Consider the following 24,796-nt stretch of genomic DNA (forward strand, 5'->3'; position numbering starts at 1 on the left):
TCACATGAGTGGCGCGCATTCTACCGAACCCGCCGTGGGCGTCAAGGGCGGATTTTGCGAAACGAGTCGAAAAATCCAAGGCTTGACAACCACTTACCACTCTTCCCACCGCTGGCCACGTTGCCCGTCGCCGGCAGCGGATGCGTACTTTACGGATTGGCGCGCCCGTGCGCAAGCCCTCCGCATCAAAAAAATATAGACCATCACGCCGGATCACGCCAAACCATTATCCCCGTCACCGCCTGTGACGTCACCCGAGGCGGTCTGCCCTTCGCTAGCGCCGCACATGACGCGTCCGGCGGTCACTCTCAGATCACAAAGAGGTCGACAAACTTGTGAACCGGCGTGGCCTCAAGGTGTGCCCGATCCTGGCACAGCGCCAGGATTCTCTGGCAGCGCCCGACCGGAAAGCGTGTGGCCAGGTTGCGCCGAAACTTCTCGACGAGCACCGGCACCCCTTCGGCACGGCGCCGGCGATGGCCGATCGGGTATTCGACCTCGACCTTGTCGGTGCTCGTGCCGTCGGTGAAAAACACCTGAATGGCGTTGGCGATGGAGCGCTTCTCTGGGTCGTAGTAATCCCGCGAGTAGCGCTCTTCCTCGACCACCTCCATTCGATCACGCAACTCGTCGATGAGCGGGTTGGCGGCGTGAAAGTCGTCCTCGTAGTGCTCGGCGGTCAGGTTGCCGAAGATCAGCGGCACGGCGGTCATGTACTGCAGGCAGTGGTCGCGGTCGGCGGGGTTGGCCAACTTGCCGGACTTGGAAATGATGCGAATCGCTGAATCGTGGGTGGTGAGCACGATGCGATCGATCTCTGCCAGGCGGTTCTTGACCTGCGGATGCAGGGCTACCGCCGCTTCGCAGGCGGTCTGCGCATGGAACTCGGCCGGGAAGGCGAGTTTGAAGAGAATATTCTCCATCACGTAGCTGCCGAAATCGCGCTGGAAGGTGAAGCGACGCTCCGCTTCCGGCTTGATCTGCTGGTCCTTGTTGGTCTTGGCGAACAGCACATCGTAGAAGCCCCACTGCGGCGCCGAGAGCACGCCGGGAATGCCCATCTCGCCACGCAGGGCGATATCGGCCAGGCGGACGGCACGCGAGGTGGCATCGCCCGCGGCCCAGCTCTTGCGCGAGCCGGCATTGGGGGCATGGCGGTAGGTGCGCAGGCTCTGGCCGTCGACCCAGGCATGCGACAGCGCCGAAAGCAGCTGCTCGCGATCGGCACCCATCAGCTTCGCAGCCACCGCGGTGGAGGCCACCTTGACCAGCACCACATGATCGAGCCCCACCCGATTGAAGGAGTTCTCCAGGGCCAGCACGCCCTGAATCTCGTGAGCCATGATCATGGCTTCCAGCACATCGCGCATCAGCAACGGCGACTCACCTTGCGCGATGCGCTGCTGGGAGAGGTGATCGGCCACGGCAAGGATGGCGCCGAGATTGTCGGACGGGTGGCCCCACTCGGCGGCCAGCCAGGTATCGTTGTAGTCGAGCCAGCGCACGATGGCGCCGATGTCCCAGGCGGCCTTGACCGGGTCGAGACGGAAGGAAGTCCCGGGCACCCGGGCGCCATGGGGCACCACGGTGTCCTCGACCAGCGGGCCGAGGTGCTTGGTGCACTCGGGAAAGCGCAGCGCGAGAAGGCCGCATCCCAGGGTGTCCATCAGGCAGTGCCGGGCCGTGTCCCATGCCTCGTCGCTGTCGATGCGGTAGTCGAGAACGTAATCGGCGATCTTCTGCAGCTCGACGTCATAGTCCGGCCGCACATTGGCTTCCACGGTGGTGCTCATGGCGTCCTCCTGTCGCAGGTCTCGAGGTGTTCCTCTCACTATAGAAAAGTGCCTCAACGAAAAACGCCTCGGACCGAGGATCCGAGGCGTATAGAGGCAAGGCATGGGATCAGAAACTGTCGCCCGGGATACGCACGAAGCCTTCCATCAGGACGCGAGCACTGCGGCTCATCACGGCCTGGTCGATGTTCCAGCGCCCCTCGACGAGGCTCGCCTCGGCACCCACCTGCAGGGTGCCGGAAGGGTGGCCGAAGGTGACGGCGTGGCGCTTGCCACCACCGGCGGCCTGGTTGACCAGGGTGCCCTCGATGGCAGCGGCGGCGCCAATCGCCACCGCCGCCGTGCCCATCATGGCGTGGTGCAGCTTGCCCATGGAGAGCGCCCGCACCAGCAGGTCGACGTCTTCGGCTCTGACCGCCTTGCTGCTGGAGGCAGTATAGCTCGCCGGCGGCGCCACGAAGGCGACCTTGGGCGTGTGCTGGCGGCTGGCCGCCTCGGCGACGTCCGCGATCAGCCCCATGCGCAGCGCCCCGTGGGCGCGAATGGCCTCGAAACGCGCGAGCGCCGCGGCATCGCCGTTGATCGCCTCCTGAAGCTCGGTGCCGGTGTAGCCGATATCGGCAGCATTGACGAAGACGGTGGGAATACCGGCATTGATCAGGGTCGCCTTGAGGGTCCCCACCCCGGGCACTTCCAGGTCATCGAGCAGATTGCCGGTGGGAAAGATCGCCCCCTCGCCGTCTGCCGGATCCATGAAGGCCACCGGTATCTCAGCCGCCGGGAAGGTCACGCCGTCGAGCTCAAAGTCGCCGGTCTCCTGCACCTCGCCGCCCGTGATGGGCACCCGGGCGACGATCGTCTTGCCGATATTGACCTGCCAGATGCGCACCTCGACCACACCGTTCTCAGGAATGCGCGCGGGATCCACCAGGCCATTGCTGATGGCGAAGGGGCCCACTGCCGCCGAGAGGTTGCCGCAGTTCCCGCTCCAGTCGACGAAGGGCTTGTCGATGGCTACCTGGCCGAACAGGTAGTCGACGTCATGGTCGGGGCTCTCGCTCTTCGACAGGATCACCGTCTTGCTGGTGCTGGAGGTCGCCCCGCCCATGCCGTCGATCTGCTTCTGGTAGGGATCGGGGCTACCGATCACGCGCTGCAGCAACTTGTCCCGGGCCTCGCCGGGTTGACGTGCCGCCTCAGGCAAGTCCTGAAGGCGAAAGAACACGCCCTTGCTGGTGCCACCACGCATGTAGGTGGCGGGAATTCGGATCTGGGGAGCCTGGCTCATGCGTTGACGGCCTCCTCGGACTCGAGAAAGTCCTGGGCAAAGCGCTGCAGCACGCCGCCGGCGGAATAGACGGTCACCTCCTCGGCGGTATCCAGGCGGCAGGTCACCGGTACGCGATCGACTTCACCGGTCTGGCGGTGAATCACCAGCTCCAGGGTGGCGCCCGGCGCCGGCTTGCCCTCGACATCATAGGTCTCGGTGCCGTCGAGCTGCAGGGTGTGGCGAGTAGTGCCTTCCTGGAACTGCAGCGGCATCACGCCCATGCCGATCAGGTTGGTACGGTGGATACGCTCGAAGCCTTCGGCGACGATCGCCTCGACCCCGGCCAGCGCCACGCCCTTGGCCGCCCAGTCCCGCGACGAGCCCTGGCCATAGTCGGCACCGGCGATGACGATCAAGGGCTGACCGCGCTCCATGTAGGTCTCGATGGCTTCCCACATGCGGGTCACCTCGCCCTCCGGCTCGACCCGCGCCAGCGACCCCTGCCTCACTTCGCCGTTCTCGTCCCGCACCATCTCATTGAACAGCTTGGGATTGGCCAGCGTCGCACGTAGGGCGGTGAGATGGTCGCCGCGGTGGGTGGCGTAGGAGTTGAAGTCCTCCTCCGGCAGGCCCATCTTGTGCAGGTACTCCCCCGCCGCACTGTCCATCATGATGGCGTTGGACGGCGACAGATGGTCAGTGGTGATATTGTCCGGCAGGATCGCCAGCGGCCGCATCCCTTTCAGCGCACGCACCGCTGCCATGTTGCCTTCCCAGTAGGGCGGCCGACGGATATAGGTGCTCTGCGGACGCCAGTCGTAGAGCGGGCTCTTGGCCTCATCCACGGCGCCCAGGTCGAACATCGGGATGTAGACCTGCTTGAACTGCTCCGGCTTGACGAACTCGCCGACGATCGCGTCGATCTCCTCGTCGGAGGGCCAGAGGTCCTTGAGCGTCACCGGATTGCCGTTCGGGTCGGTGCCCAGCACGTCCTTTTCGATGTCGAAGCGCACGGTGCCGGCGATGGCGTAGGCGACCACCAGCGGCGGCGAGGCCAGGAAGGCCTGCTTGGCGTAGGGGTGGATGCGGCCATCGAAGTTGCGGTTGCCGGAGAGCACCGCGGTGGCATAGAGGTCGCGGTCGATGATCTCCTGCTGGATCTTGGGATCCAAGGCGCCAGACATGCCGTTGCAAGTGGTGCAGGCGTAGGCGACGATGCCGAAGCCGAGCTTCTCGAGCTCAGGCAACAGGCCGGCTTCCTCCAAGTAAAGGCGCGCCACTTTGGAACCCGGCGCAAAGGACGACTTCACCCAGGGCTTGCGCACCAGGCCGAGATCGTTGGCTTTCTTGGCCAACAGGCCCGCGGCCACCACGTTGCGCGGGTTGGAGGTATTGGTGCAGCTGGTGATGGCGGCGATGATCACCGCCCCATCGGGCATCTTGCCCGCCTTCTCCTCCGCCTGGGCCTTGTCGCTGTCCTTATATGAGGGTATGGCGATGCCGCGCTCAGCAAGGGCGCTGGTGGGCAGACGGCGATGCGGGTTGGAGGGACCAGCCAGGTTACGTTCCACGGTGGAAAGATCGAAGGTCAGCACCCGCTCGTACTTGGCCCCGGTCAGGCTGTCGGCCCACAGGCCGGTTTGCTTGGCATAGGTCTCGACCAGTTCGACCTGCTCGGGTTCGCGACCGGTGAGCTTAAGATAGTCGATGGTCTGGTCGTCGATGTAGAACATCGCCGCGGAGGCACCATACTCCGGCGTCATATTGGAGATGGTGGCGCGATCGCCGATCGTCAGGCTACTGGCCCCTTCGCCGAAGAACTCGAGGTACGCCCCTACCACCCGCTCTTGGCGCAGAAACTCGGTGATCGCCAGCACGATGTCGGTGGCGGTGATGCCGGGCTGACGCTTGCCGGTGAGCTCGACGCCGACGATGTCTGGCAGGCGCATCATGGAGGGGCGGCCGAGCATCACGGTCTCCGCTTCGAGACCGCCCACGCCGATGGCGATGACGCCCAGACAGTCGATGTGCGGAGTGTGACTGTCGGTACCCACGCAGGTATCCGGGAAGGCCACGCCGTCGCGAGACTGCACCACCGGCGACATCTTCTCCAGGTTGATCTGGTGCATGATGCCGTTGCCGGCGGGAATCACGTCGACGTTCTTGAAGGCGGTCTTGGTCCACTCGATGAAGTGGAAGCGATCTTCGTTGCGGCGATCCTCGATGGCGCGGTTCTTGTCAAAGGCTTTAGGATCATCGCCGCCGCACTCCACGGCGAGCGAGTGGTCGACGATCAATTGAGTCGGCACCACCGGGTTCACCTTGGCCGGGTCACCGCCCTTTTCGGCAATGGCATCGCGCAGGCCGGCCAGGTCGACTAACGCCGTCTGGCCGAGGATGTCGTGGCATACCACCCGGGCCGGATACCAGGGGAAGTCCAGGTCGCGCCGACGCTCGATCAGCTGCTTGAGCGAATCGGTGAGCAGCGCCGGCTCGCAGCGGCGCACCAGCTGCTCGGCCAGCACGCGCGAGGTATAGGGAAGGGAGTCATAGGCACCGGGCTGGATATCCTCGACGGCCGCACGCACGTCGAAGTAGTCCAGCTCGGTGCCGGGAAGCGGTTTACGATAGTCAGTATTCATGGCGTCGAAATGTCTTCGCGTGGTGTCGAAAGCAGGGCAGGAAAGGCGACCCTAAGGGGTCGCCTGAGGAGTCGGCCGGATCAGTCGCGCTGCTCGATGGGCACCCAGACGCTGTGCTCGGGCCCGACATAGTCGGCACTCGGGCGAATGATGCGATTGTTGGCGCGCTGTTCGAACACGTGGGCACACCAGCCGGTGACGCGCGAACACACGAAGATCGGCGTGAACAGTTTGGTGGGGATGTCCATGAAATAATAGGCGCTGGCATGGAAGAAGTCGGCGTTGCAGAACAGCTTCTTCTCGCGCCACATCACCGCCTCGACGCGCTCGGAAACCGGATAGAGGATGCTGTCGCCCACATCCTCGGCCAGCTGCTTGGACCACTTCTTGATGATGGCGTTGCGCGGGTCGGACTCGCGGTAAATCGCGTGCCCGAAGCCCATGATCTTCTCCTTGCGCTCGAGCATGCCCATGATCTCGCGCTCGGCCTCGTCCGGCGACTGCCAGTTCTCGATCATGGCCATGGCTGCCTCATTGGCACCACCGTGCAACGGTCCACGCAGCGAGCCGATGGCCCCGGTCACGCAGGAGTGCATGTCGGAAAGCGTCGAAGCACACACGCGGGCAGTGAAAGTCGAGGCGTTGAACTCGTGCTCGGCGTAGAGGATCAGCGAGACGTTCATCACCCGGGCATGCAGCTCGGAGGCCGGCTTGTCGCGCAGCAGATGCAGGAAGTGACCGCCCACGGAGTCGTCGTCGGTCTCGGTCTCGATGCGCACGCCGTCGTGGCTGTAGCGGTACCAGTAGCAGATGATCGAGGGCAGCACCGCGAGCAGGCGGTCGGAGACGTCCTGCTGCTCGTCGAAGCTCTCCTCGGTCTCGAGGTTACCCAGCATGGAGGCGCCGGTGCGCATCACGTCCATGGGGTGGGCATCGGCGGGGATCTGCTCGAGCACGGCCTTGAGCGGTGCCGGCAGGCCGCGCAGCCCCTTGAGCTTGGTGATGTAGGCGTCGAGTTCGGCCTGATTGGGCAGCTTGCCCTTGAGCAGCAGGTAGGCGACCTCCTCGAACTTGGCCTTCTCGGCGAGCTCCTTGATGTCGAAGCCGCGGTAGGTCAGGCCGGCGCCGCTCTTGCCGACGGTGCACAGGGCGGTGGTGCCGGCGCTCTGGCCACGCAGTCCGGTACTGCTGACGGTTTTCTCAGCCATATCGTGTCTCCTTGTCTCAGACTCTCTGGCGTATCGTTATCGTGGGATGATCTGGCGTATCAGGCGTCGCCGCCCTTCTCGGCAAACAACGCATCGAGCTTCTGCTCGAAGGCGTGGTAGTTGAGAAAGTCGTAGAGCTCGTCGCGGGTCTGCATGATGTCGACCACCTCTTTCTGATGGCCGTTGTCGTGAATGCTCTGGTAGACCTTGAGCGCCGCGGCGTTCATGGCACGGAAGGCCGACAACGGGTAGAGCACCATGCGACAGCCCGCTTCGCGCAACTCGTCCTGTGTGAACAGCGGCGTGGCACCGAACTCGGTGATGTTGGCCAGGATCGGGGCATCAACGCGCTCACAGAAGGCACGGTAGTCGTCCAGGGTGTGCACCGCCTCGGCGAAGATGGCATCGGCGCCAGCCTCGATGCACGCCCGGGAGCGCTCGATGGCGGCGTCCAGGCCGTCCTTCTGGAAGGCGTCGGTGCGAGCGATCAGATAGAAGTCGGGGTCGATGCGCGCATCGGCGGCGGCCTTGACGCGATCCACCATCTCCTGCTGGGAGACGATCGCCTTGTTGGGGCGATGTCCGCAGCGCTTCTGGGCGACCTGGTCCTCCAGGTGCACGGCGGCCACGCCAGCGCGCTGCATCTCCTTGACGGTGCGTGCGATATTGAAGGCCCCACCCCAGCCGGTGTCGATATCCACCAACAGCGGCAGATCGGTGGCCCCACAGATACGGTGGGCGTCCTGCACCACGTCGTTCATGGTGGTCATGCCCAGGTCGGGCAGGCCGAAGGAGGCGTTGGCCACCCCGCCGCCGGAGAGATAGATCGCCTGGTGGCCGACGCGCTCGGCCATCATGGCGCTGTAGGCGTTGATGGTGCCGACGATGGGCAGCGGCCGGTTGGCCTCCAGGGCGGCGCGGAAACGGGCGCCAGGGGTCGGTTGGGTCATGACAGTGCTCCTTGGTTGATCGGCCGGCCTCAGGTGGTGGCCTCGGCTTGCTGCTCGAGAATCGCGGCGTAACGGTCGACCACGTTGGCCCGCGAGGCGCTCACGTGGCGACGCATCAAGAGCTCGGCGAGCTCGGCGTCGCCCGCCTCGATGGCGTCGACGATGCGATGGTGCTCGACGAAGGCGCGCTGCGGCCGCGTACCGCTGGCGCTGAACTGGGTGCGGTAGAGGCGCACCAGGTAATAGAGGTCGTCGCACAGCATGGTGACCAGCATGCGATTGTGGCTGCCCTGAACGATGCGGTAGTGGAAATCCAGATCCCCTTCACGCTGGTAGTAGGCCTCGCCGCTGCGCAGGTCGCTCTGGCGCTCGTGAAGGGCCAGAACCTCGCGCAGCCCGGCAATCTCCTCGGCGGTCATGTGCGCGGCGGCAAGGCGAGCCGCCATGCTCTCCAGGGCCTCGCGTACGTCGAAGAGCTCGAGCAGTTCCTGCATCGACAGCTTGACCACCCGCGCGCCCACGTGAGGCACCCGCTCGATCAGGCGATGCGCCTCGAGGCGACGCATCGCCTCGCGCAGCGGCCCGCGGGAAATGCCGTAGCTCTTGGAGAGGCCGGGCTCGGTGATCTTGCTGCCCGGCGCCAGCTCGCCCCTGACGATGGCATCCTGCAGTTCCTGGAAGACCCGCTCGGCCAGGGTGCGAACTTCGGGAGAAGTCTGTTCTGGTGCGACTGAGCTCATAGTGATTGTCGACAATTAATGGATGAAAGCACTTTAGACACTGCCTTCTGCGCAGTCAACCACGCAGGAGGCCCGTAAGGTACGCCTTTGGTTGTAGACAACTTACCCCGTCCCGCGTTTGCTGTCGACAATCGCTTCCGCCAGGCGACTCCGCCCGCCCGAGCGTCGTCGGCGGATAGGACAAAATCGCGCCACACCCCTAGAATGGTGCGCCTGCTCTGAAAGGCCCGACGATGACCACACGACTCGAGATCACGCCGCTGCCCTATCGGGAAGACCCTCTCGGCTATTTCGCTGCCCTGCGCCGGCAGCGCGGCGCCGTGCTGCTGGACAGCGGCCGCCCCGCCGCACCGGGCGGGCGCTACGACATCCTCAGCGCCGAGCCGCGTGCCACGCTCGAGGTGGACAGCGCGGGTCAAGTCCAGCTGGACGGCGAGCCGTGGCGCGGCGGATCGCCCTTTGCCGCCCAGCAGGCCCTGCTCGACGAGCTCGACCTGGTGGCACCACCCAGCGAGTTGCCCTTTCTCGGCGGCCTGATCGGCTACTGGGCCTACGACCTGGGACGCGCCCTGGAACCGATGGCAGGCCAGGCCCGCGCTGCCGTCGCCCTGCCGGCCAGTCGGTTGGGGCTCTACGACTGGGCGCTGATCCAGGATCACCAGCGCCGCGAGAGCTGGCTGGTGGCCAGCGCGCCCCGCCGCGTCGAGGTGCAGGGCTGGCTTGCGACCGCGCCCGCGGCGGGCGAAGTCTTCGAGCTTCAGGCCCCGTTCGCCGGCGAAATGGACCATGCCGGCTACGCCCACCGCTTCGCCGCCGTGCAGGCCTACATCCGCGCCGGCGACTGCTATCAGATCAACCTCGCCCAGCGCTTCAGCGCTCCGTTCCGCGGCGACCTATGGGAGGCCTACCAGCGCCTGCGCCGCGCCACGCCCACGCCTTTCGCCGGCTACCTGGCTTGGGGCGAGCAGGCGATCCTCTCGCTGTCGCCGGAGCGCTTTTTGCACTGCCACCCTGACGGCCGCGTCGAGACGCGCCCCATCAAGGGCACACGGCCGCGAGGTCAGACGCCGGAGGAGGATCGAGAGCTGGCCGCGGAACTGACGGCGAGCCTCAAGGATCGGGCCGAAAACGTGATGATCGTCGATCTGCTGCGCAACGACCTGGGTCGGGTGTGTCGCCCGGGCAGCGTAACGGTGCCGCAGCTCTGTGCCCTTGAGAGCTACGCCAACGTCCACCATCTGGTCAGCGTGGTGACCGGCACCTTGGCCCCCGACCGGCGCCCCCTCGACCTGCTGGCCGCCGCCTTCCCCGGCGGCTCGATCACCGGCGCACCCAAGGTGCGCGCCATGCAGATCATCGACGAGCTGGAGCCCAGCCAGCGCAGCGTCTACTGCGGCAGCCTGGGCTACGTGGACGTGCGCGGCCACATGGACACCTCGATCGCCATCCGCACCGCCGTGGCCGATGCCGGCCGCCTGCACCTGTGGGGCGGCGGCGGCCTGGTCGCGGATTCACAGCTGGAGCCCGAGTATGCCGAAACCCTGGACAAGATCCGCCACCTGATGAATGCCCTGGGCGCAAGCCGCACGCCGGCCCAGCGAGATGCAGACGACAGCCAGCATCCAATGGAATAAAAAGATCGTCAAAAATAAGATATGGCTATAAGTTTCCAAGGAATCGGTATTGGGGCGCTGGCAAGCGGCTTTGCTAGGGTAGGCGCATCCGTTCGCATCGACCCGGAGTCCCCATGGAAGCATCGCTCGACGTCATCAACCGTGACCTGGGCCACGACCCCGAGGCCCTGATCCGCTGGGCCCTGGCGCAGGGCAACCGCCCCCTCATCACCACCAACTTCCGGCCCTTCGAGGCGGTCATCCTGCACATGGTCAGCCGCCAGCGCCCGGAGATCCCGGTGGTGTGGATGGACCACGGCTACAACACCGAGGCCACCTACCGCTTCGCCGATGCCCTCGTCGAGCGTCTCGGACTCAACCTCATCACCTACCTGCCGACGCGCACCCGGGCGCATCGCGAGGCCGTGGATGGCGCCATGCCGAGCATCGACGACCCGCGCCACGCCGCCTTCACCCAGGAGGTCAAGCTCGAGCCCTTCCAGCGCGCGCTGCGCGAGATGGCCCCGGACGTCTGGTTCACCGCCCTGCGCGCCGAGGACACCCCGGAGCGGGCGCGCATGTCGCCGGTGAGCCGCAACGCCGACGGCCTGCTCAAGGTCGCCCCGCTGCTGCACTGGACGGCCCGCGACCTCTATCGCTACCTGCAGGAACACGACCTGCCCAACGAGTTCGACTACTTCGACCCCACTAAAGTGGAAGCCAAGCGCGAGTGCGGGCTGCACCTGCAGCACTGAGCCCCTCCAACGCATGACGGCCGCCCGAGCCTCGCTCGGGCGGCCGTCGCTTGGCCGGCGAAGGCTCAGCGCACCGGCAGCTCTATACCCTCGAACAGCACCTGCTCGTGACGCGGCCCGGCTTCCAGGGCGGCATCCACCAGGTCGCGTTCCAGATGGTCGGCGAAGCCCTTGACGAAGTCGTACATGTAGCCGCGCATGAAGGTACCGCGGCGGATGCCGATCTTGGTGGTCGAGCTCTCGAAGAGGTGACCGGCCTCCAGGGCCACCAGGTCGCTGTCGAGCGCGGGGTCAACGGCCATGTGCGCGACGATGCCCACCCCCAGCCCGAGCCGCACGTAGGTCTTGATCACATCGGCATCGGCGGCGGTGAGCACCACGTTGGGCGAAAGCCCCTTGGCACGAAAAGCGTCGTCGAGCTGCGAGCGCCCGGTGAAGCCGAACACATAGGTGACGATCGGATAGGCAGCCAGGGCCTCCAGTGTCAGAGTCTCCAGCGCGGCCAGGGGATGGTCGCGCGGCACCAGCACGCAGCGGTTCCAGCGGTAGCAGGGCAGCAGCACCAAGTCGTTGAACAGCTCCAGCGACTCGGTACAGATGGCGAAATCCGCCTGTCCGTCGCTGACCATCTGAGCGATCTGCTTGGGGGTGCCCTGCTGCATGTGCAGAGCGACGTCGGGATACTTGCCGGTGAACTCGCGGATCACCGGAGGCAGGGCATAGCGGGCCTGGGTGTGAGTGGTGGCGATCGACAGGCTGCCGCGCCGCTCGTCGCTGTGCTCCTGAGCCACCTCCTTGATGTTCTCGGTGAGGCGCAACACCTGCCCGGCCAGCTCGACGATAGCCTGGCCGGCCGGCGTCACGCGGGTGAGGTGCTTGCCGCTGCGGGCGAAGATCTCCACCCCCAACTCGTCCTCCAGCAGACGGATCTGCTTGGAAATACCCGGCTGCGAAGTGAACAGACTCTGCGCCGTGGCCGAGACATTGAGGTTGTGGCGCGTGACTTCCCAGACATAGCGAAGCTGCTGTAGTTTCATGGATGCACTGCCTCCCGTTGCCCCCTCGTGAGGCGCTCGCCCCAGCCGGCTGGGGACGTTCTCAATACCCTTTGGAAATATTCAATACGAACTTGATTACTTTATAGCATATGAGAAGCGTGCGAGTCAGGCCGGCTCCCCGGGCCCGCCCATTTGCCAGCAACCCGACCGCCCGCTACCATCTGCCGACCGGGCGTGATTCCACGCCGAACCCTTCGCTCGATGCAGCGCAACGCAACTGGAGAATCACATGGCCAACAACGTCGATGTCACCAATGCCAACTTCGAGCAGGAAGTTCTCAAGGCGGACAAGCCCGTGCTGCTCAAGTTCTGGGCACCCTGGTGCGGCCCCTGCAAGGTCATGGCCCCGGTGGTGGATGAAGTCGCCGAGGAGCGCACCGGCGACCTGAAAGTCGTCAGCATCAACGTCGACGATGCCCCGGAAATCGCCGCCGAGCAGGGCGTGCGTGGTGTACCCACGGTGATGCTGTTCAAGTCCGGCACCAAGATCGCCTCCTTGGTGGGTGCCCAGTCCAAGTCGCAGCTGGCCCAGTTCATCGACCAGAACGCCTGACCCCTGCCCCCTCCCCATCCATGGCACCGGGCCCCGGCAACCACCGGGGCCCGACCTATTTGGCGTCGCGCCGCTTGAGCGGCGGCTGGTCCGCCACCTCGACCCCCTCGTCCTCTTCCATCAGAATTCGCTCCCCCGGCCCCAGCAGGTGGGCGATCCAACGCGTCTGGGGGTGGCTGTCCAGGGCGATCTTCAGCGTCATGGTGAGCACCACCGAGAGCAGCATCCCCACTGCACCGAAGATCCAGCCCCACACCACCAGCGAGAGGAAGGCCACGAAGGTGGAGAGCCCCAGCGCCCGCCCCATCACCTTGGGCTCCACCAGGTTGCCGAGCACGAAGTTGATGGCGAGATAGGCCGCCGCCAGCACCAGCGCCGGCAGCAGGCCGCCCTCCGGCGAGACCAGCAGCAGCAGCACGGGCGGAACCGCCGCCATGGCCGAGCCGATATTGGGGATATAGTTGAGGGCAAAGGCGAGCACGCCCCACAGCAGGGGGAAATCCGCCCCCACCAGCAGACAGGCCAGCCACACCAGCAGACCGGTCGCCAGGCTGATCAGGGTCTTCACGGCCAGATAGCGCTTCAGGGTCAGGCTGAACTCGCGCACGCGACGCAGGCTCGGCGCGGGGTTGGCCAGGGCGTGAGAGAGCTTGTCGCGAAAGTTCAGGGTCTCGAACAACAGGAAGATCACCAGCAGGGCCACGACGATGCTCTGCATCAGCAGGTTGCCGAGCTCACCCAGCAGCGCGGGAATCTGGCTGCCGAACTGTTCGGCATCGATCAGCTCGGCCAGACGGTTGGTGTCGATGGCCAGCCCCATGCTGGCCAGCCTGTCGAGCAGGCCTAGATAGTAGTCGTAGAGCTTCTGCTCGATGCCCGGCAGGGCATCGACGAAGGTGCCGAAACTGTTGACTACCAGCAGGCCAAGCAGCGACAGCAACCCGCCGATGACTACCAGGGTTAGCCACACCGCCAGCCGCGGGCTCAGGCCCAGGCGCTGCAGCCACTGCACCGGGGCGGTACATACCACGGTAATGAAGGTGGCCAGCATGAGTGGCACCAGCAGGCTCGACCCGGCACGCATGCCGGCGACGATGATGACCAGCGCCGCCAGCGCCAGGGTCAGGTTCAGCGGTATGTTGCGACCGTCGTCGTCATCCATGCGCATCGGGCTTACTCTTCTTGGCTACGTATCGTGTCTCGGCCATCTGTCTAGTCCTGGCCATGTGTCCTGGCAACAGACTCTGATCATCATGGCGGCTCGACCGCCCGGGCACAAACCCGGCATGCCGGGAACCTTCCCGGGCCACACGCCTCGAAAGCGGCGCCATTGCCTTTTCTGTAGACCACCCCGCAACAAGGAGCGTGCCATGCTTCGCCAGACTCGAACCTGTCCGATGCTGCTCACCGTATTGCTCGCCCTGGCCGCCCCGCTGGCGGCGCTGGCGGAGCCACCGGAGCGGCGCCTCGATGTCCAGGCCGAGGCCCGCCTCGAGGTGGTGCCGAACCGCGCCACGCTCAGCGCCCGCCTGTGGGAGCACACACCGGCCGTGGCCCGACACGAGGCCGAGAGTGACCCCGCGGCCCTGCGCGAGGCGCGCAACCGTCTCGAACAGCGTGCCGCCGAGCTGATCCAGGCCCTCGAGGCGGCCGGCGTCGAACCCGACGCCATCCGCGCCGGCTCGCTGGCAGTGCAGCCCGAATACGTGCCCGAACCCCGCCGTGGCGACGGCGAAGGGGAACCCCAGCTGCGTACCCGGCTCGAGCGTCCGGTCGAAGTCGAGGTGGGGGCGCTGGATCGGCTGCCCGCGCTGCTCGACGCCCTAACCGCAGCCGGCGTCGATGCGCTGGACGGGGTGACCTACGACCTGGCCGACCGCGACGCCGCCACCGACGAGGCGCTGGTGATGGCGTTGGAGAAGGCGCGCCGCAAGGCGCAGCTGATGGCCGACACCCTGGGCGTGAGCCTCGGCGAGGTGATCAGCGTGAGCGAGAACCGCTCGCCGGTGTTCCAGCCGCGTATGGCGGCGATGAGCGCTGACGCCCGCGAGAGCGCCTCGGCGGTGGAATATCGCCCCGGCACCCTGGATATCGAGGCCGGCGTCAGCGTGAGCTGGGGAATCGAGTAGTGTCAGGCGGGAGGGCTGTCGCCGGGAACGCCGCGACGACAGCCTTCTGACCGTCAGATATTGAGGGTCTCGACCCCGCCCATATAGGGCCGCAGCGCCTCGGGCACGGTGATGGAGCCGTCGGCGTTCTGGTGGTTCTCCATCACCGCGATCAGGCAGCGTCCCACCGCCAGGCCGGAGCCGTTGAGAGTATGCAGCAGCTGCGGCTTCTTCTGCTCGGGATGGCGGAAACGCGCCTGCATGCGCCGCGCCTGGAAGTCCTCGCAGTTGGAGACCGAGGAGATCTCGCGGTAGGTTTCCTGGCTCGGCAACCACACCTCCAGGTCGTAGGTCTTGGCCGCGCCGAAGCCCATGTCGCCGGTGCAGAGGGTGACGACACGATAGGGCAGCTCGAGCGCCTGGAGGATCGCCTCGGCGTGGCCGCGCATCTCCTCCAGCGCCGCGTAGCTCGTATCGGGCGCCACCAGTTGCACCATCTCCACCTTGTCGAACTGGTGCTGGCGGATCATACCGCGGGTGTCGCGGCCGTGGGAGCCCGCCTCGCTGCGGAAGCACGGCGTGTGCGCGGTGAGCCGCACCGGCAGTGCCTTGTGGTCGAGGATCTCGTCGCGGGCGAAGTTGGTCAGCGGCACCTCGGCGGTGGGAATGAGGTGGTAGCTGCGCTCGTCGTCGAGGCGGAACAGGTCCTCGCCGAACTTGGGCAGCTGGCCGGTACCGTAGAGCGACGCCTCGTTGACCATGTAGGGGACGTAGCACTCCTCGTAGCCGTGCTCGAGGGTCTGCGTGTCGAGCATGAACTGGGTCAGCGCCCGATGCAGCCGCGCGATGGGCCCGCGCATCACCGCAAAGCGTGCCCCGGTCAGCTTGGCCGCCAGGTCGAAGTCGAGATTGCCGGTGAGCGCCCCCAGGTCGACGTGATCGCGCGCACTGAAGTCGAACGCACGCGGCGTGCCCCAGCGGTGCAGTTCGACGTTCTCCGCCTCGCTCTCCCCTTCCGGCACGCTCTCGTGGGGAAGGTTGGGAATGCCGCTGACCAGTTCATCCCACTCGGCCTGCGCCTCGGCCAGCTGCGCCTTGGCCGCATCCAGGCGATCTCCCAGGTCGCTCACCTCATCGAGCAGCGGCTGGATGTCCTCGCCCGCCGCCTTGGCCTTGCCGATCGCCTTGGAGCGGGTGTTGCGCTCGTTCTGCAGCGACTCGGTAGCGGCCTGCAGTTCGCGACGCCGGGATTCCAGGGTCTCGAGACGGTCGGTATCGAGGGCATGGCCCCGCTTGGCCAGTCGTTGGGCGACCTGCTCGAGGTCGCCGCGCAGCAGTTTGGGATCGAGCATGGCATCCGGTCCGTTGCAGTCGGTGAAGTCGGGAAAACGGCCGCCCATTGTAGGCAAAAGGCCGCACCGGCGCCACGCGCCGCACAGCGCAGGATGCGCACCACCGCCCCCGCGCGGTAAAGTAGCATCACTCCCTTCGCTGCGCCCGCCCCATGGCGGCGCCGACAAGACCGAATACGACACCATGATCGCACGACTGGACACGGCCCAAGCCGACCCGGCAACGCAGCTCGCCGCCCCCTACCTGCGCTTTCTCGAGGCCCTGAAGAGCGCGGGTTTCGAAGGCGAGATTGCCCCCGACTACGCCAACCGCACGGTGCTCGCCACCGACAACTCCATCTACCAGCGCCTGCCCCAGGCGGTGCTCTACCCCAGGCACGCCGACGACCTGTTGCGCATCGCCCACCTCGCCGGCCAGGTGGAGCACCGCCGGGTGGTGCTCGCCCCGCGCGGTGGCGGCACCGGCACCAACGGCCAGTCGCTCACCAACGGCCTGGTGGTGGACGTCTCCAAGCACATGAACGCCATCCTCGACATCGACGTCGACAACCGCCGCGTACGCGTCCAGGCCGGGGTGGTCAAGGACCAGCTCAACGCTGCCCTGAAGCCCCACGGGCTCTTCTTCGCGCCGGAGCTCTCCACCTCCAACCGCGCCACCATTGGCGGCATGATCTCCACCGACGCCAGCGGCCAGGGCAGCTGCGAGTACGGCAAGACCCGCGACCACGTGCTCGAGCTCGACGTGCTGCTGCTCGGCGGCGAGCGGCTCACCAGCCGCCCGGTCGGCGCGGATGAGCTCGAGACGCTGTGCCAGCGCGACGACGTCACCGGCCAGGCCTACCGCACCGCCCGCGAGATCGTCGACACCCAGGCCGAGCAGATCGCCGCCACCTTCCCGCCGCTAAACCGCTGCCTGACCGGGTACGACCTGGCGCACTTGAGGGATGCAGAAGGCCGTCTCGATATGAACAGCCTGCTGTGCGGCTCGGAGGGCTCGCTGGGCTTTCTCGACGAAGCCGTGCTCAACGTGCTGCCGATTCCCCAGCACTCGACGCTGGTCAACGTGCGCTACGCCGGCTTCATGGACGCCCTTCGCGACGCCAAGGCGCTGATGGCCAGTTCGGCCAGGCCCACCTCCATCGAGACGGTGGACGACACCGTGCTCGGCCTGGCCCGTGAGGACTTCGTCTGGGACAGCGTCGCCGAGTTCTTTCCCGACGGGGAGACGCCCGTCCACGGCATCAACCTGATCGAGTTCAATGACGACGACCCCGAGCGGCTCGCCGAGCGGGTCGCCGCCTTCTGCCGCCACCTGGAGAGTGACTCGAGCGTTGAGCGCCTCGGCTACACCCGGGCCGAGGGCCGGCCGCAGATCCAGAAGGTCTACGCCATGCGCAAGCGCGCCGTGGGCCTATTGGGCAACGTCCAGGGCGAGAAGCGCCCCATTCCCTTCGTCGAGGACACCGCGGTGCCGCCGGAGCACCTGGCGGACTTCATCAGCGAGTTTCGCGCCCTGCTCGACGCCCGCGGCCTTGCCTACGGCATGTTCGGCCACGTCGACGCCGGGGTGCTGCACGTGCGCCCGGCCATCGACATGAAGGACCCGCAGCAGGAGAGGCTGATCCGCGAGGTCTCCGACGAGGTCGCCGAACTCACCCGCAAGTACCACGGACTGTTGTGGGGCGAGCACGGCAAGGGCGTGCGCTCCGAGTACGCGCCCCAGTTCTTCGGCGCGCTCTACCCCAGCCTGCAGCGGGTCAAGGCGGCCTTCGACCCCCACAACCAGTTGAACCCCGGCAAGATCGCGACGCCGCTCTCGACCCCGCCCGAAGCCGCGGGCAATGCCTCTATCTCGCCCGATACTGCGGGAGCGACCGATACTGCGGCCGAAGAAACCGTCAAGTGGGTCGACCCGGGGCTGCTCACCATCGATGGCGTGCCCACCCGCGGCCTGCTCGACCGCACCATCGACGAACGGGTCTGGCAGGCCCACGCCGCCACCGTCTACTGCAACGGCAATGGCGCCTGCTACAACTACGACCCCAATGACGCCATGTGCCCCTCGTGGAAGGCCACCCGCGAGCGCATCCATTCGCCCAAGGGGCGCGCCAGCCTGATCCGCGAATGGCTGCGCCAGCAGGAGGCGGCCGGCATCGACCTGGTGGAGGAGTCGCGCAAGAAGAAGGCCGAGGGCGCCTGGGGCTTCGTCAGGGACTTCCCGCTGCGTCTCCGCAACACCCTGGCCAGGCGGCGCGGCGAGGCGGACTTCTCCCACCAAGTGTATGACGCCATGGCGGGGTGCCTCGCCTGCAAGTCCTGCGCCGGCCAGTGCCCGGTCAAGGTCAACGTGCCCGACTCGCGCGCGCGCTTCCTCGAGGTCTACCACGGCCGCTACCTGCGCCCGCTGCGCGACTACCTGATCGGCGGCCTGGAGTTCCTCATGCCGGCGCTTGCCCGCGTCGCGCCGCTCTACAACGCGGCGCTGGGCAACCGCCTGGTCGAGCGCCTGATGGCCGGCCCGATGGGCCTGGTCGACACGCCGCGCCTGTCGCGCGCCAGTCTCCAGAAGCAACTGCGCGCTTGGGGCGTCGCCGAGGCCACGCCCACCTCGCTCGGCCTGCTCACCGAGCCGCAGAAGGCCCGAAGCGTGGTGCTCGTTCAAGACGCCTTCACCAGCTTCTACGAGGCCCGGCTGGTGATGGACATCGTCGAGTTTCTCGCGCGCCTCGACGTGCGGGTGTTCGTCGCCCCCTTTTCTCCCAACGGCAAGCCGCTCAACGTCCAGGGCTTTCTCGGCGCCTTCGAGCGCACCGCCGAGAAACAGGCCGAGCGCCTGCGTACCCTGGCCGAGTTCGGCGTGCCCCTGGTGGGCATCGACCCGGCGATGACCCTGACCTACCGCCAGGAGTACGTGCACGCCCTGGGCGCCGACGCCGTGCCCGAGGTGCTGATGCTGCAGGAGTGGCTGGTCACCCAGTCACCGACCCTGGCCCGACAACTCGCGCCGAACGGCCTGACGCTCGACGACCCCGACTTCAAGCTGCTCGCCCACTGCACCGAGAAGACCACCGCCCCGGGCTCGCCCAGCGCCTGGCAGCAGGTGTTCGCCGCCTTCGGCCTGGAGCTCGAACTGGTGGCCACCGGCTGCTGCGGCATGTCCGGCACCTACGGCCACGAGGCCAGAAACCGCGAGACCTCGAAGACTATCTACGCCCAGTCGTGGCAGCCGGTGGTGGAGGACGACACCAACGTCGGCCGCCTGCTCGCCACCGGCTACTCCTGCCGCAGCCAGGCCAAGCGCCTCTCCGACACCGCGCTGCCCCACCCGCTGCAGGGGCTGTTGCAGCAGCTGCGCATCGCCCAGGCTTGAGCCACGCATGCCACCGCCGACGGAATGCACCGCCGATGGCCGGGGCGCAACGGGCGAGCAGAGGGCCGTTAGCGAGACCGAATCACCCGACAGGGAGCCGTTTGTGTCGAGATTGCGTGCCATGCGCTGGATGGCCAGCCTGCCCCTGCTGCTCGGGCTCGCCGCCCCGCTGCCAGCCCAGGAGGCCCGCGTCACCACCGCCCGGGTCGAGGCGCGCGCCATCGTGGAGACGATCGACCTCAACGGCAGCGTCACGGCGCCGCGCACCGCCCACCTCTCCAGCGATGTCGCGGGGCGCATCACCGAACTGCCGGTCGCGCTCGGCGAGCGCGTGCAGGCAAGTGACCTGCTGCTGGCCATCGATGCCGAGGAGATCGCCCTTCAGGCGAGAAGCGCCGAAGCGGACGTCAGCGAGGCACAGGCGGCGCTGAACAATGCACGACGCCGGCTCACTGAGGGCAGGCAACTGGCTGAGGGCCGCAACCTCTCTCGCAGCGAGCTGAGCCAGCGCGAGACCGATGTTGCCATGGCCGAGGCGGTACTGGAGCGTCGCCGCGCCGAAAAGGAGCGACTCGAGGCCCGCGTTGCGCGCCACCGCCTGCGCGCCCCCTTTGCCGGCATGCTCACCCAGCGCGACGTGGCCATCGGTGAGTGGGCGAGCCCCGGGACGCCCCTGCTGACGCTGATCGACCTCGACAGCTTGACCCTCGATTTCGCCGCCCCGCTCACCCTCTATCACCGCCTCGACGAGGCCGAGCTCGAGGTGCGGCTGCCGGGTCACGAAGCATGGCAGGTGGCGCGCCCTATTGCCCGGGTACCTCTCGACGACGGCGCCTCCCGCCAGTTCCTGCTGCGTGCCACGCTCGACGAGGCCCCGGCCATGCTACCGGGCATGGCCGTTCAAGGGCGCCTGCTGCTCAGGGATGAACGGGGCCCGGTGGTGCCCCGCGACGCCCTCATCCGCCGTCCGGACGGGAGCATCAGCGTCTGGCTGGCCGTGGAGGAGAACGGCGAATGGCAAGCCCGCGAGCGTCGCGTCGTCACCGGCCACAGCCACGACGGCCAGGTCGCCATCCGGCAGGGCGTCACCGCCGGTGCGCGTGTCGTCCTGATGGGCAACGAACGCCTCGAAGAGGGACAGCGGCTCGCCCTGGACACCGACTGAAGGAGTAGCCTCCATGTTCGCGGCCATCATCCGTCACGGCGTGCTGGTCAGCGTCGCGGTACTGATCCTGCTGGTGCTGGGTCTCGCCGCCATCTGGCGCATTCCGGTGCAGATGATTCCCGACCTGGAGGTGCGAACCATCGGCGTCGAGACGCGCTGGCCCGGCGCCACGCCCCAGGACATCGAGAAGGACATCCTCCTCGAGCAGGAGGAGTACCTGCGCAACGTGCCTAACCTGGCGCGGATGGAGTCCACCGCCACCACCGGCGCGGCCGAGGTCGAGCTCGACTTCCCCTTCGGCATCGACCTCACCGAGACGCTGATTCGCGTCAACAACGCCCTGAGCCAGGTGCCCTCCTATCCGGCCAACGTCGACCAGCCGCGCATCGTCGCCACCTCCTTCTCGGCCAACGCCTTCATGTACTTCAACGTGGCCCCACGCGACGGCAACCCTCGCGATCTCGACATGGCGGCACTGCGCGACTACCTGGAGGACAACGTCCGCCCGCGCCTGGAAAGCGTGGAAGGGGTCTCGGAAGTCGGCGTCTCGGGCGGCGCCGCGCGGCAGATGCAGCTGCTCCTCGACCCCGACGCCCTGGCCGAGCACGCGCTCGGCATCGCCGACATTCGCCGCGCCCTGCAGGCCCGCAACCAGGACGTCTCCGGGGGCGACCTGGAGAGCGGCAAGCGGCGCTACCTGCTGCGCACCGTGGGGCGCTTCCAGGACACTGCCGAGCTCGATTCTCTGATCCTGGCGCGACGGGGCGACGCGGTGATTCGGCTTGCTGACGTCGCCGAGGTGCGCCTCTCCCACGCCGAGCTCACCTCACGCTCCTTCGACGGCAACGGCGATCCCGTGCTTAGCGTGCAGGTGCGCCGCGAGCCGGGCTCCAACGTCATCGACATCAAGCGGCGCATGCTGACCGAGGTCGCCTCGCTCAACGAGGGCCTGTTCGCCGAGCAGGGCCTGCACATGACGCTCTCCAGCGACGACGCCCGTTATGTCGAGGCCTCGATCGCCAACGTCTGGACCAACCTCGGCCTGGGGGCGCTGTTCGCCACCCTGGTGATGTTCGCCTTCCTACGCTCACTGCGGGCCACCTTTGCCGGCGTCATCGGCATCCCCATCTGTACGATCGCCGCCTTCCTGGGGCTGCTGCTGGCCGGGCGCACCCTCAACGTGATCTCGCTGGCCGGCGTCGCCTTCGCCATCGGCATGACCATCGACAACACCATCGTGGTGCTGGAGAGCATCGAAACCCAGCGGCGTCGCGGCCTTCAGCGCTTCGAGGCCGCCCTGGCGGGCGTCAAGCAGGTGTGGCCGGCGGTGCTCGCCTCCACCCTAACCACCGTACTGGTGTTCGTGCCGATCTTCTTCATCGAGGAGGAAGCCGGGCAGCTCTACTCCGACATCGCCGTGGCCATCTCGACCTCGATCCTCGCCTCGATGGTCGTGGCCATCACCGTGATCCCGGCGCTGGGCGCCCGCATCGACTTCCACGGCCGCACCTCGCCCGGCGAGAGCCGGGCGCCACGCTGGATACGCGGCGCCCTGCGCCTGGTCGATGCGCTGATCGCCTCCGCTGTGCGGCGCGGGGCGGCTATGGCCATGGCGATCGGCGGCGGCCTGGCGATCCTGATCTGGCTGACGCCACCGGCGGCCTACCTGCCGGAGGGCGAAGAGGCCAAGACCTTCGCCAGCATGAACGCCCCGGCGAGCTATAACCTCTCGACCATGACGGCCATCGCCGAAGAGATTCAGGCCGAGCTACTGCCTCATGTTGGCGCCGACCCCAGCGACTTCGACGAGGGCCGCAGCGAGATTCCCGCCATGCGAACCATGGGCCTCCAGGTCGAGGCGCAGAGCCTGCGGATCATCGCCGAGACCCGCGACCCGGATCATATCGAGGCGCTGATGAACGCCTTGACCGAGCGCTTCGAGGCCTACCCCGACATGCGCGCCTTCGCTGCCCGCGGCTCGATCATCTCGAGCAACGACGCCGGCACGCGCAGCATCACCCTGGACATCGCCGGCAACGACCTCGCCGAGCTTTACGCGGCCGCCAACCGGCTCTACGAGCGCGCCCGGTCGGTTTTCGACAACCCGCGCATCCAGTCGCGCCCCTCGGCGCTGGACCTGAGCCAGCCCCTGATCGAGGTGCACCCGGACTGGGACCGGGCCGCCGAGCTGGGGCTGGATGCCGAGCAACTCGGCACCACCGTGGCCGCCCTGACCGACGGCGCCTATCTCGACGACTTCTACCTCGAGGACCAGAAGATCGACCTCTATGGCTACGGAAACGGTGTCGGCAACAGCGACCTGGACGACCTTGTCGACCTGCCGGTGCACACGCCCATCGGGGTCACGGTGCCGCTGGGTAGCCTTGCGGAGATTCGCGAGACCGTCGCCACCGCCACCCTGCGCCGCGTGGATGGCCGGCGCAGCGTGACCCTCGACATCATCCCTTCGCGCGACGTGCCCCTGGAAACGGGCATCGAACGGGTCAACCGCGAGGTGATCGAGCCGCTGCGCGCCTCGGGCGAGCTGCCGGGGCACATCGACGTCACCCTCACCGGCGCCGGGGACCAGTTGGATGCCACCCGCGCCTCGCTGATGGACAACGGCCTGATCGCCCTGGTCATCGTCTATCTGCTGCTGGTAGCGATCTTCGCCCACTGGGGCTATCCGCTGCTGATCCTCGCCACCGTGCCGCTGGGGGCGGCCGGGGGCATCGTCGGCCTGGCGCTGATGAACCTGGTGGGCGGCTGGCTGCCCACTATCGGGCTTGCCGAGATTCGCCAGCCCTTCGACATGATCACCATGCTGGGCTTTGTGATCCTGATGGGCACGGTGGTCAACAACCCCATCCTGGTCGTCCACCAGGCCCGAGAGAACCTGCGCGAGGCCACCGCCGACGTGCGCCAGGCGGTGCGCGACGCCGTGGCCAGCCGCCTGCGCCCCATCGCCATGACTACCCTGACCACCATCGGCGGGCTCTCGCCACTGGTCTTCCTGCCCGGCGAAGGCACCGAACTCTACCGCGGCGTGGGCGCCATCGTGCTGTTCGGCCTGCTCGGCACCGCCTTCGTGACGGTGACCTTCCTGCCGGCGCTCACCGTCACGCTGCTCTCGCGGACCGGCCGCCGCCGGCACGGTCCCTTGAAGCAGCAATGAGTTCGACGCTCGAGGAAATTACGCCCATGTCCCGCACCCTGATCATCATCGGCCTCGCCATCGTCGCCGCCGGCCTGCTCTGGCCTTGGCTCTCCAAGCTGCCGCTGGGCCAGCTGCCCGGCGACATCGTCATTCGCCGTGAGAACTTCTCGTTCTACTTTCCGATCACAACGATGATTCTGGTAAGCGTGGCGATCTCCGCGGTGCTGTGGCTGTTCAATCGCTGAGGGCGGCGATCAAGAGTTGGAAACGCCCCAGCGAACCAGCCTGTCCGCGGGCCAGTGGGTGGCGAAGCCGTCACTCTCCGGCTCGCCATCCAGACACGCCACCAGGCGATCCCAGCGCGCTTCCGTCAGCTCCCAGGCCGTGGCGGGTAGGAAGAACACCTTGCGGCTGAAGGAAGGCAGCACGAACTCCGACACCCAGAACGAGGGCACGATGAAAACGCGCGGCTGGCCGCTAGGCTTCTGCAGATCCACCAGCGCATACCAGAGCGTCGGGCTGTGCTTGCCGATCACGCCGGCGCCCACGTCCCACTCGCAGCCTTCGCGCCCATAGCGCCGCCGGCGATAGGCGCTGCGCGATGTCTTGACCTGAATCGAAAGGCTGCGGGAACCATCGGCCCTGGCAGCCACGATATCCACTGCCGGTGCATTGCCCACCGTCAAGCTGGCGTGAATGCCCCGCCGCGCGAGTTCATAGCACACGTAATACTGCCCTGCCGCTCCAACGAACTGGCTTGTTCCCTTGGTCAAGTGCGTTGTCTCCTGTGTGGGTGGGATGCACGCTCATTTTCACACAAATGGACGAGCCATGGCCTCAGTCACCCATCGCCGGCCGCGCGTGCTGGTCGTCGAGGACGACTACACGCTGAACGGCCAGATATCCGGGCTTCTGGAAGGCAAAGGCTATCGGAGCCAACCGAGCTGGGCGAGGTCTTCGATCGACGTCTGGCGCGCTGGGGGCTGACATGAAGCCCAGGGCAGTGACTGCTCCCCGCCCTAAGCGCTGACGCGCCACGGGCGAGGCTTCCCACTTCTCAGG

The 24,796-nt window shown here is 66.9% G+C and carries 19 protein-coding genes; 9 read left to right on the plus strand and 10 right to left on the minus strand.

Annotated features, from left to right (window positions below):
- Positions 1-308 precede the first annotated feature (308 nt).
- The 6 genes from prpD to FEF15_RS16950 all read right to left on the minus strand — a co-directional run bounded on the left by prpD (position 309) and on the right by FEF15_RS16950 (position 8,603).
- Positions 309-1,793: a 2-methylcitrate dehydratase gene (prpD, locus tag FEF15_RS16925; RefSeq protein WP_163560340.1), complete on the minus strand. Its 1,485-nt coding sequence runs from the start codon at positions 1,791-1,793 to the stop codon at positions 309-311.
- 109 nt (positions 1,794-1,902) lie between these two features.
- Positions 1,903-3,081, minus strand: a complete 1,179-nt coding sequence (gene prpF / locus FEF15_RS16930) for a 2-methylaconitate cis-trans isomerase PrpF (protein ID WP_163560341.1) — start codon at positions 3,079-3,081, stop codon at positions 1,903-1,905.
- Positions 3,078-5,705, minus strand: coding sequence for a Fe/S-dependent 2-methylisocitrate dehydratase AcnD (gene acnD, locus FEF15_RS16935; protein WP_163560342.1), 2,628 nt, complete (start codon positions 5,703-5,705; stop codon positions 3,078-3,080). Before acnD ends, prpF begins: the two co-directional genes overlap by 4 nt.
- Positions 5,706-5,785: 80 nt before the next feature.
- Positions 5,786-6,913, minus strand: coding sequence for a 2-methylcitrate synthase (gene prpC, locus FEF15_RS16940; protein WP_163560343.1), 1,128 nt, complete (start codon positions 6,911-6,913; stop codon positions 5,786-5,788).
- Between the two features lie 59 nt (positions 6,914-6,972).
- Positions 6,973-7,863, minus strand: a complete 891-nt coding sequence (gene prpB, locus FEF15_RS16945; RefSeq protein ID WP_163560344.1) for a methylisocitrate lyase — start codon at positions 7,861-7,863, stop codon at positions 6,973-6,975.
- A gap of 29 nt (positions 7,864-7,892) precedes the next feature.
- Positions 7,893-8,603, minus strand: a complete 711-nt coding sequence (locus FEF15_RS16950) for a GntR family transcriptional regulator (RefSeq protein WP_163560345.1) — start codon at positions 8,601-8,603, stop codon at positions 7,893-7,895.
- Between the two features lie 233 nt (positions 8,604-8,836).
- Here FEF15_RS16950 and pabB point away from each other — a divergent pair, with 233 nt between their 5' ends.
- Together pabB and FEF15_RS16960 are read left to right on the plus strand one after the other, a co-directional pair.
- Positions 8,837-10,237, plus strand: a complete 1,401-nt coding sequence (pabB, locus tag FEF15_RS16955; RefSeq protein WP_163560346.1) for an aminodeoxychorismate synthase component I — start codon at positions 8,837-8,839, stop codon at positions 10,235-10,237.
- A 113-nt stretch (positions 10,238-10,350) separates the two neighbouring features.
- The gene (locus tag FEF15_RS16960) at positions 10,351-10,971 is read left to right on the plus strand and encodes a phosphoadenosine phosphosulfate reductase family protein (protein ID WP_163560347.1); all 621 of its coding nucleotides are present in this window, start codon (positions 10,351-10,353) and stop codon (positions 10,969-10,971) included.
- A gap of 65 nt (positions 10,972-11,036) precedes the next feature.
- Here the strand turns inward: FEF15_RS16960 and cysB are convergent, their stop codons facing one another.
- Complete coding sequence (gene cysB, locus FEF15_RS16965) at positions 11,037-12,008, minus strand: HTH-type transcriptional regulator CysB (protein ID WP_163560348.1); 972 nt, start codon at positions 12,006-12,008, stop codon at positions 11,037-11,039.
- Positions 12,009-12,258: 250 nt separating this feature from the next.
- Between cysB and trxA the strand changes: the two genes are divergently transcribed.
- A complete protein-coding gene (gene trxA / locus FEF15_RS16970; protein WP_163560349.1) occupies positions 12,259-12,582 on the plus strand; it encodes a thioredoxin in 324 nt (107 codons plus the stop codon).
- 55 nt (positions 12,583-12,637) lie between these two features.
- Here the strand turns inward: trxA and FEF15_RS16975 are convergent, their stop codons facing one another.
- Positions 12,638-13,750 carry an AI-2E family transporter gene (locus FEF15_RS16975; RefSeq protein ID WP_163560350.1) on the minus strand — a complete coding sequence of 371 codons (1,113 nt, stop codon included), beginning with the start codon at positions 13,748-13,750 and terminating at the stop codon, positions 12,638-12,640.
- Between the two features lie 202 nt (positions 13,751-13,952).
- Between FEF15_RS16975 and FEF15_RS16980 the strand changes: the two genes are divergently transcribed.
- Positions 13,953-14,711, plus strand: coding sequence for an SIMPL domain-containing protein (locus FEF15_RS16980; RefSeq protein WP_163560351.1), 759 nt, complete (start codon positions 13,953-13,955; stop codon positions 14,709-14,711).
- 53 nt (positions 14,712-14,764) lie between these two features.
- Here FEF15_RS16980 and serS read toward each other — a convergent pair whose 3' ends face one another.
- Positions 14,765-16,042, minus strand: a complete 1,278-nt coding sequence (gene serS, locus FEF15_RS16985; RefSeq protein WP_163560352.1) for a serine--tRNA ligase — start codon at positions 16,040-16,042, stop codon at positions 14,765-14,767.
- Between the two features lie 184 nt (positions 16,043-16,226).
- Between serS and FEF15_RS16990 the strand changes: the two genes are divergently transcribed.
- The 4 genes from FEF15_RS16990 to FEF15_RS17005 all read left to right on the plus strand — a co-directional run bounded on the left by FEF15_RS16990 (position 16,227) and on the right by FEF15_RS17005 (position 23,979).
- Complete coding sequence (locus FEF15_RS16990) at positions 16,227-19,412, plus strand: FAD-binding and (Fe-S)-binding domain-containing protein (RefSeq protein ID WP_163560353.1); 3,186 nt, start codon at positions 16,227-16,229, stop codon at positions 19,410-19,412.
- Positions 19,413-19,515: 103 nt separating this feature from the next.
- A complete protein-coding gene (locus FEF15_RS16995) occupies positions 19,516-20,577 on the plus strand; it encodes an efflux RND transporter periplasmic adaptor subunit (protein WP_240454221.1) in 1,062 nt (353 codons plus the stop codon).
- Positions 20,578-20,590: 13 nt separating this feature from the next.
- On the plus strand, positions 20,591-23,752 hold the full coding sequence (locus FEF15_RS17000; RefSeq protein ID WP_163560354.1) for an efflux RND transporter permease subunit: 3,162 nt from the start codon (positions 20,591-20,593) through the stop codon (positions 23,750-23,752).
- A gap of 26 nt (positions 23,753-23,778) precedes the next feature.
- On the plus strand, positions 23,779-23,979 hold the full coding sequence (locus FEF15_RS17005) for a DUF2905 domain-containing protein (protein ID WP_163560355.1): 201 nt from the start codon (positions 23,779-23,781) through the stop codon (positions 23,977-23,979).
- Positions 23,980-23,988: 9 nt separating this feature from the next.
- On the opposite strand, the gene FEF15_RS17010 is transcribed toward FEF15_RS17005, so the two are convergent.
- Complete coding sequence (locus tag FEF15_RS17010) at positions 23,989-24,507, minus strand: hypothetical protein (protein WP_163560356.1); 519 nt, start codon at positions 24,505-24,507, stop codon at positions 23,989-23,991.
- 58 nt (positions 24,508-24,565) lie between these two features.
- Here FEF15_RS17010 and FEF15_RS17015 point away from each other — a divergent pair, with 58 nt between their 5' ends.
- On the plus strand, positions 24,566-24,721 hold the full coding sequence (locus FEF15_RS17015) for a response regulator (RefSeq protein WP_163560357.1): 156 nt from the start codon (positions 24,566-24,568) through the stop codon (positions 24,719-24,721).
- Positions 24,722-24,796 lie beyond the last annotated feature (75 nt).

The organism is Halomonas sp. NO4 (genome assembly GCF_010994375.1).
Taxonomy (GTDB): domain Bacteria; phylum Pseudomonadota; class Gammaproteobacteria; order Pseudomonadales; family Halomonadaceae; genus Halomonas.

Bases quoted from the DNA above. Each gene is read 5' to 3' on its own strand.
- prpF (WP_163560341.1), bottom strand. From the start codon at position 3,081: ATGAGCCAGGCTCCCCAGATCCGAATTCCCGCCACCTACATGCGTGGT.
- FEF15_RS17000 (WP_163560354.1), top strand. From the start codon at position 20,591: ATGTTCGCGGCCATCATCCGTCACGGCGTGCTGGTCAGCGTCGCGGTA.
- FEF15_RS16980 (WP_163560351.1), top strand. From the start codon at position 13,953: ATGCTTCGCCAGACTCGAACCTGTCCGATGCTGCTCACCGTATTGCTC.
- prpB (WP_163560344.1), bottom strand. From the start codon at position 7,863: ATGACCCAACCGACCCCTGGCGCCCGTTTCCGCGCCGCCCTGGAGGCC.
- pabB (WP_163560346.1), top strand. From the start codon at position 8,837: ATGACCACACGACTCGAGATCACGCCGCTGCCCTATCGGGAAGACCCT.
- serS (WP_163560352.1), bottom strand. From the start codon at position 16,042: ATGCTCGATCCCAAACTGCTGCGCGGCGACCTCGAGCAGGTCGCCCAA.
- FEF15_RS16950 (WP_163560345.1), bottom strand. From the start codon at position 8,603: ATGAGCTCAGTCGCACCAGAACAGACTTCTCCCGAAGTTCGCACCCTG.
- FEF15_RS17015 (WP_163560357.1), top strand. From the start codon at position 24,566: ATGGCCTCAGTCACCCATCGCCGGCCGCGCGTGCTGGTCGTCGAGGAC.
- prpD (WP_163560340.1), bottom strand. From the start codon at position 1,793: ATGAGCACCACCGTGGAAGCCAATGTGCGGCCGGACTATGACGTCGAG.
- trxA (WP_163560349.1), top strand. From the start codon at position 12,259: ATGGCCAACAACGTCGATGTCACCAATGCCAACTTCGAGCAGGAAGTT.
- cysB (WP_163560348.1), bottom strand. From the start codon at position 12,008: ATGAAACTACAGCAGCTTCGCTATGTCTGGGAAGTCACGCGCCACAAC.
- acnD (WP_163560342.1), bottom strand. From the start codon at position 5,705: ATGAATACTGACTATCGTAAACCGCTTCCCGGCACCGAGCTGGACTAC.
- FEF15_RS16975 (WP_163560350.1), bottom strand. From the start codon at position 13,750: ATGCGCATGGATGACGACGACGGTCGCAACATACCGCTGAACCTGACC.
- FEF15_RS16990 (WP_163560353.1), top strand. From the start codon at position 16,227: ATGATCGCACGACTGGACACGGCCCAAGCCGACCCGGCAACGCAGCTC.
- FEF15_RS17005 (WP_163560355.1), top strand. From the start codon at position 23,779: ATGTCCCGCACCCTGATCATCATCGGCCTCGCCATCGTCGCCGCCGGC.
- FEF15_RS16960 (WP_163560347.1), top strand. From the start codon at position 10,351: ATGGAAGCATCGCTCGACGTCATCAACCGTGACCTGGGCCACGACCCC.
- prpC (WP_163560343.1), bottom strand. From the start codon at position 6,913: ATGGCTGAGAAAACCGTCAGCAGTACCGGACTGCGTGGCCAGAGCGCC.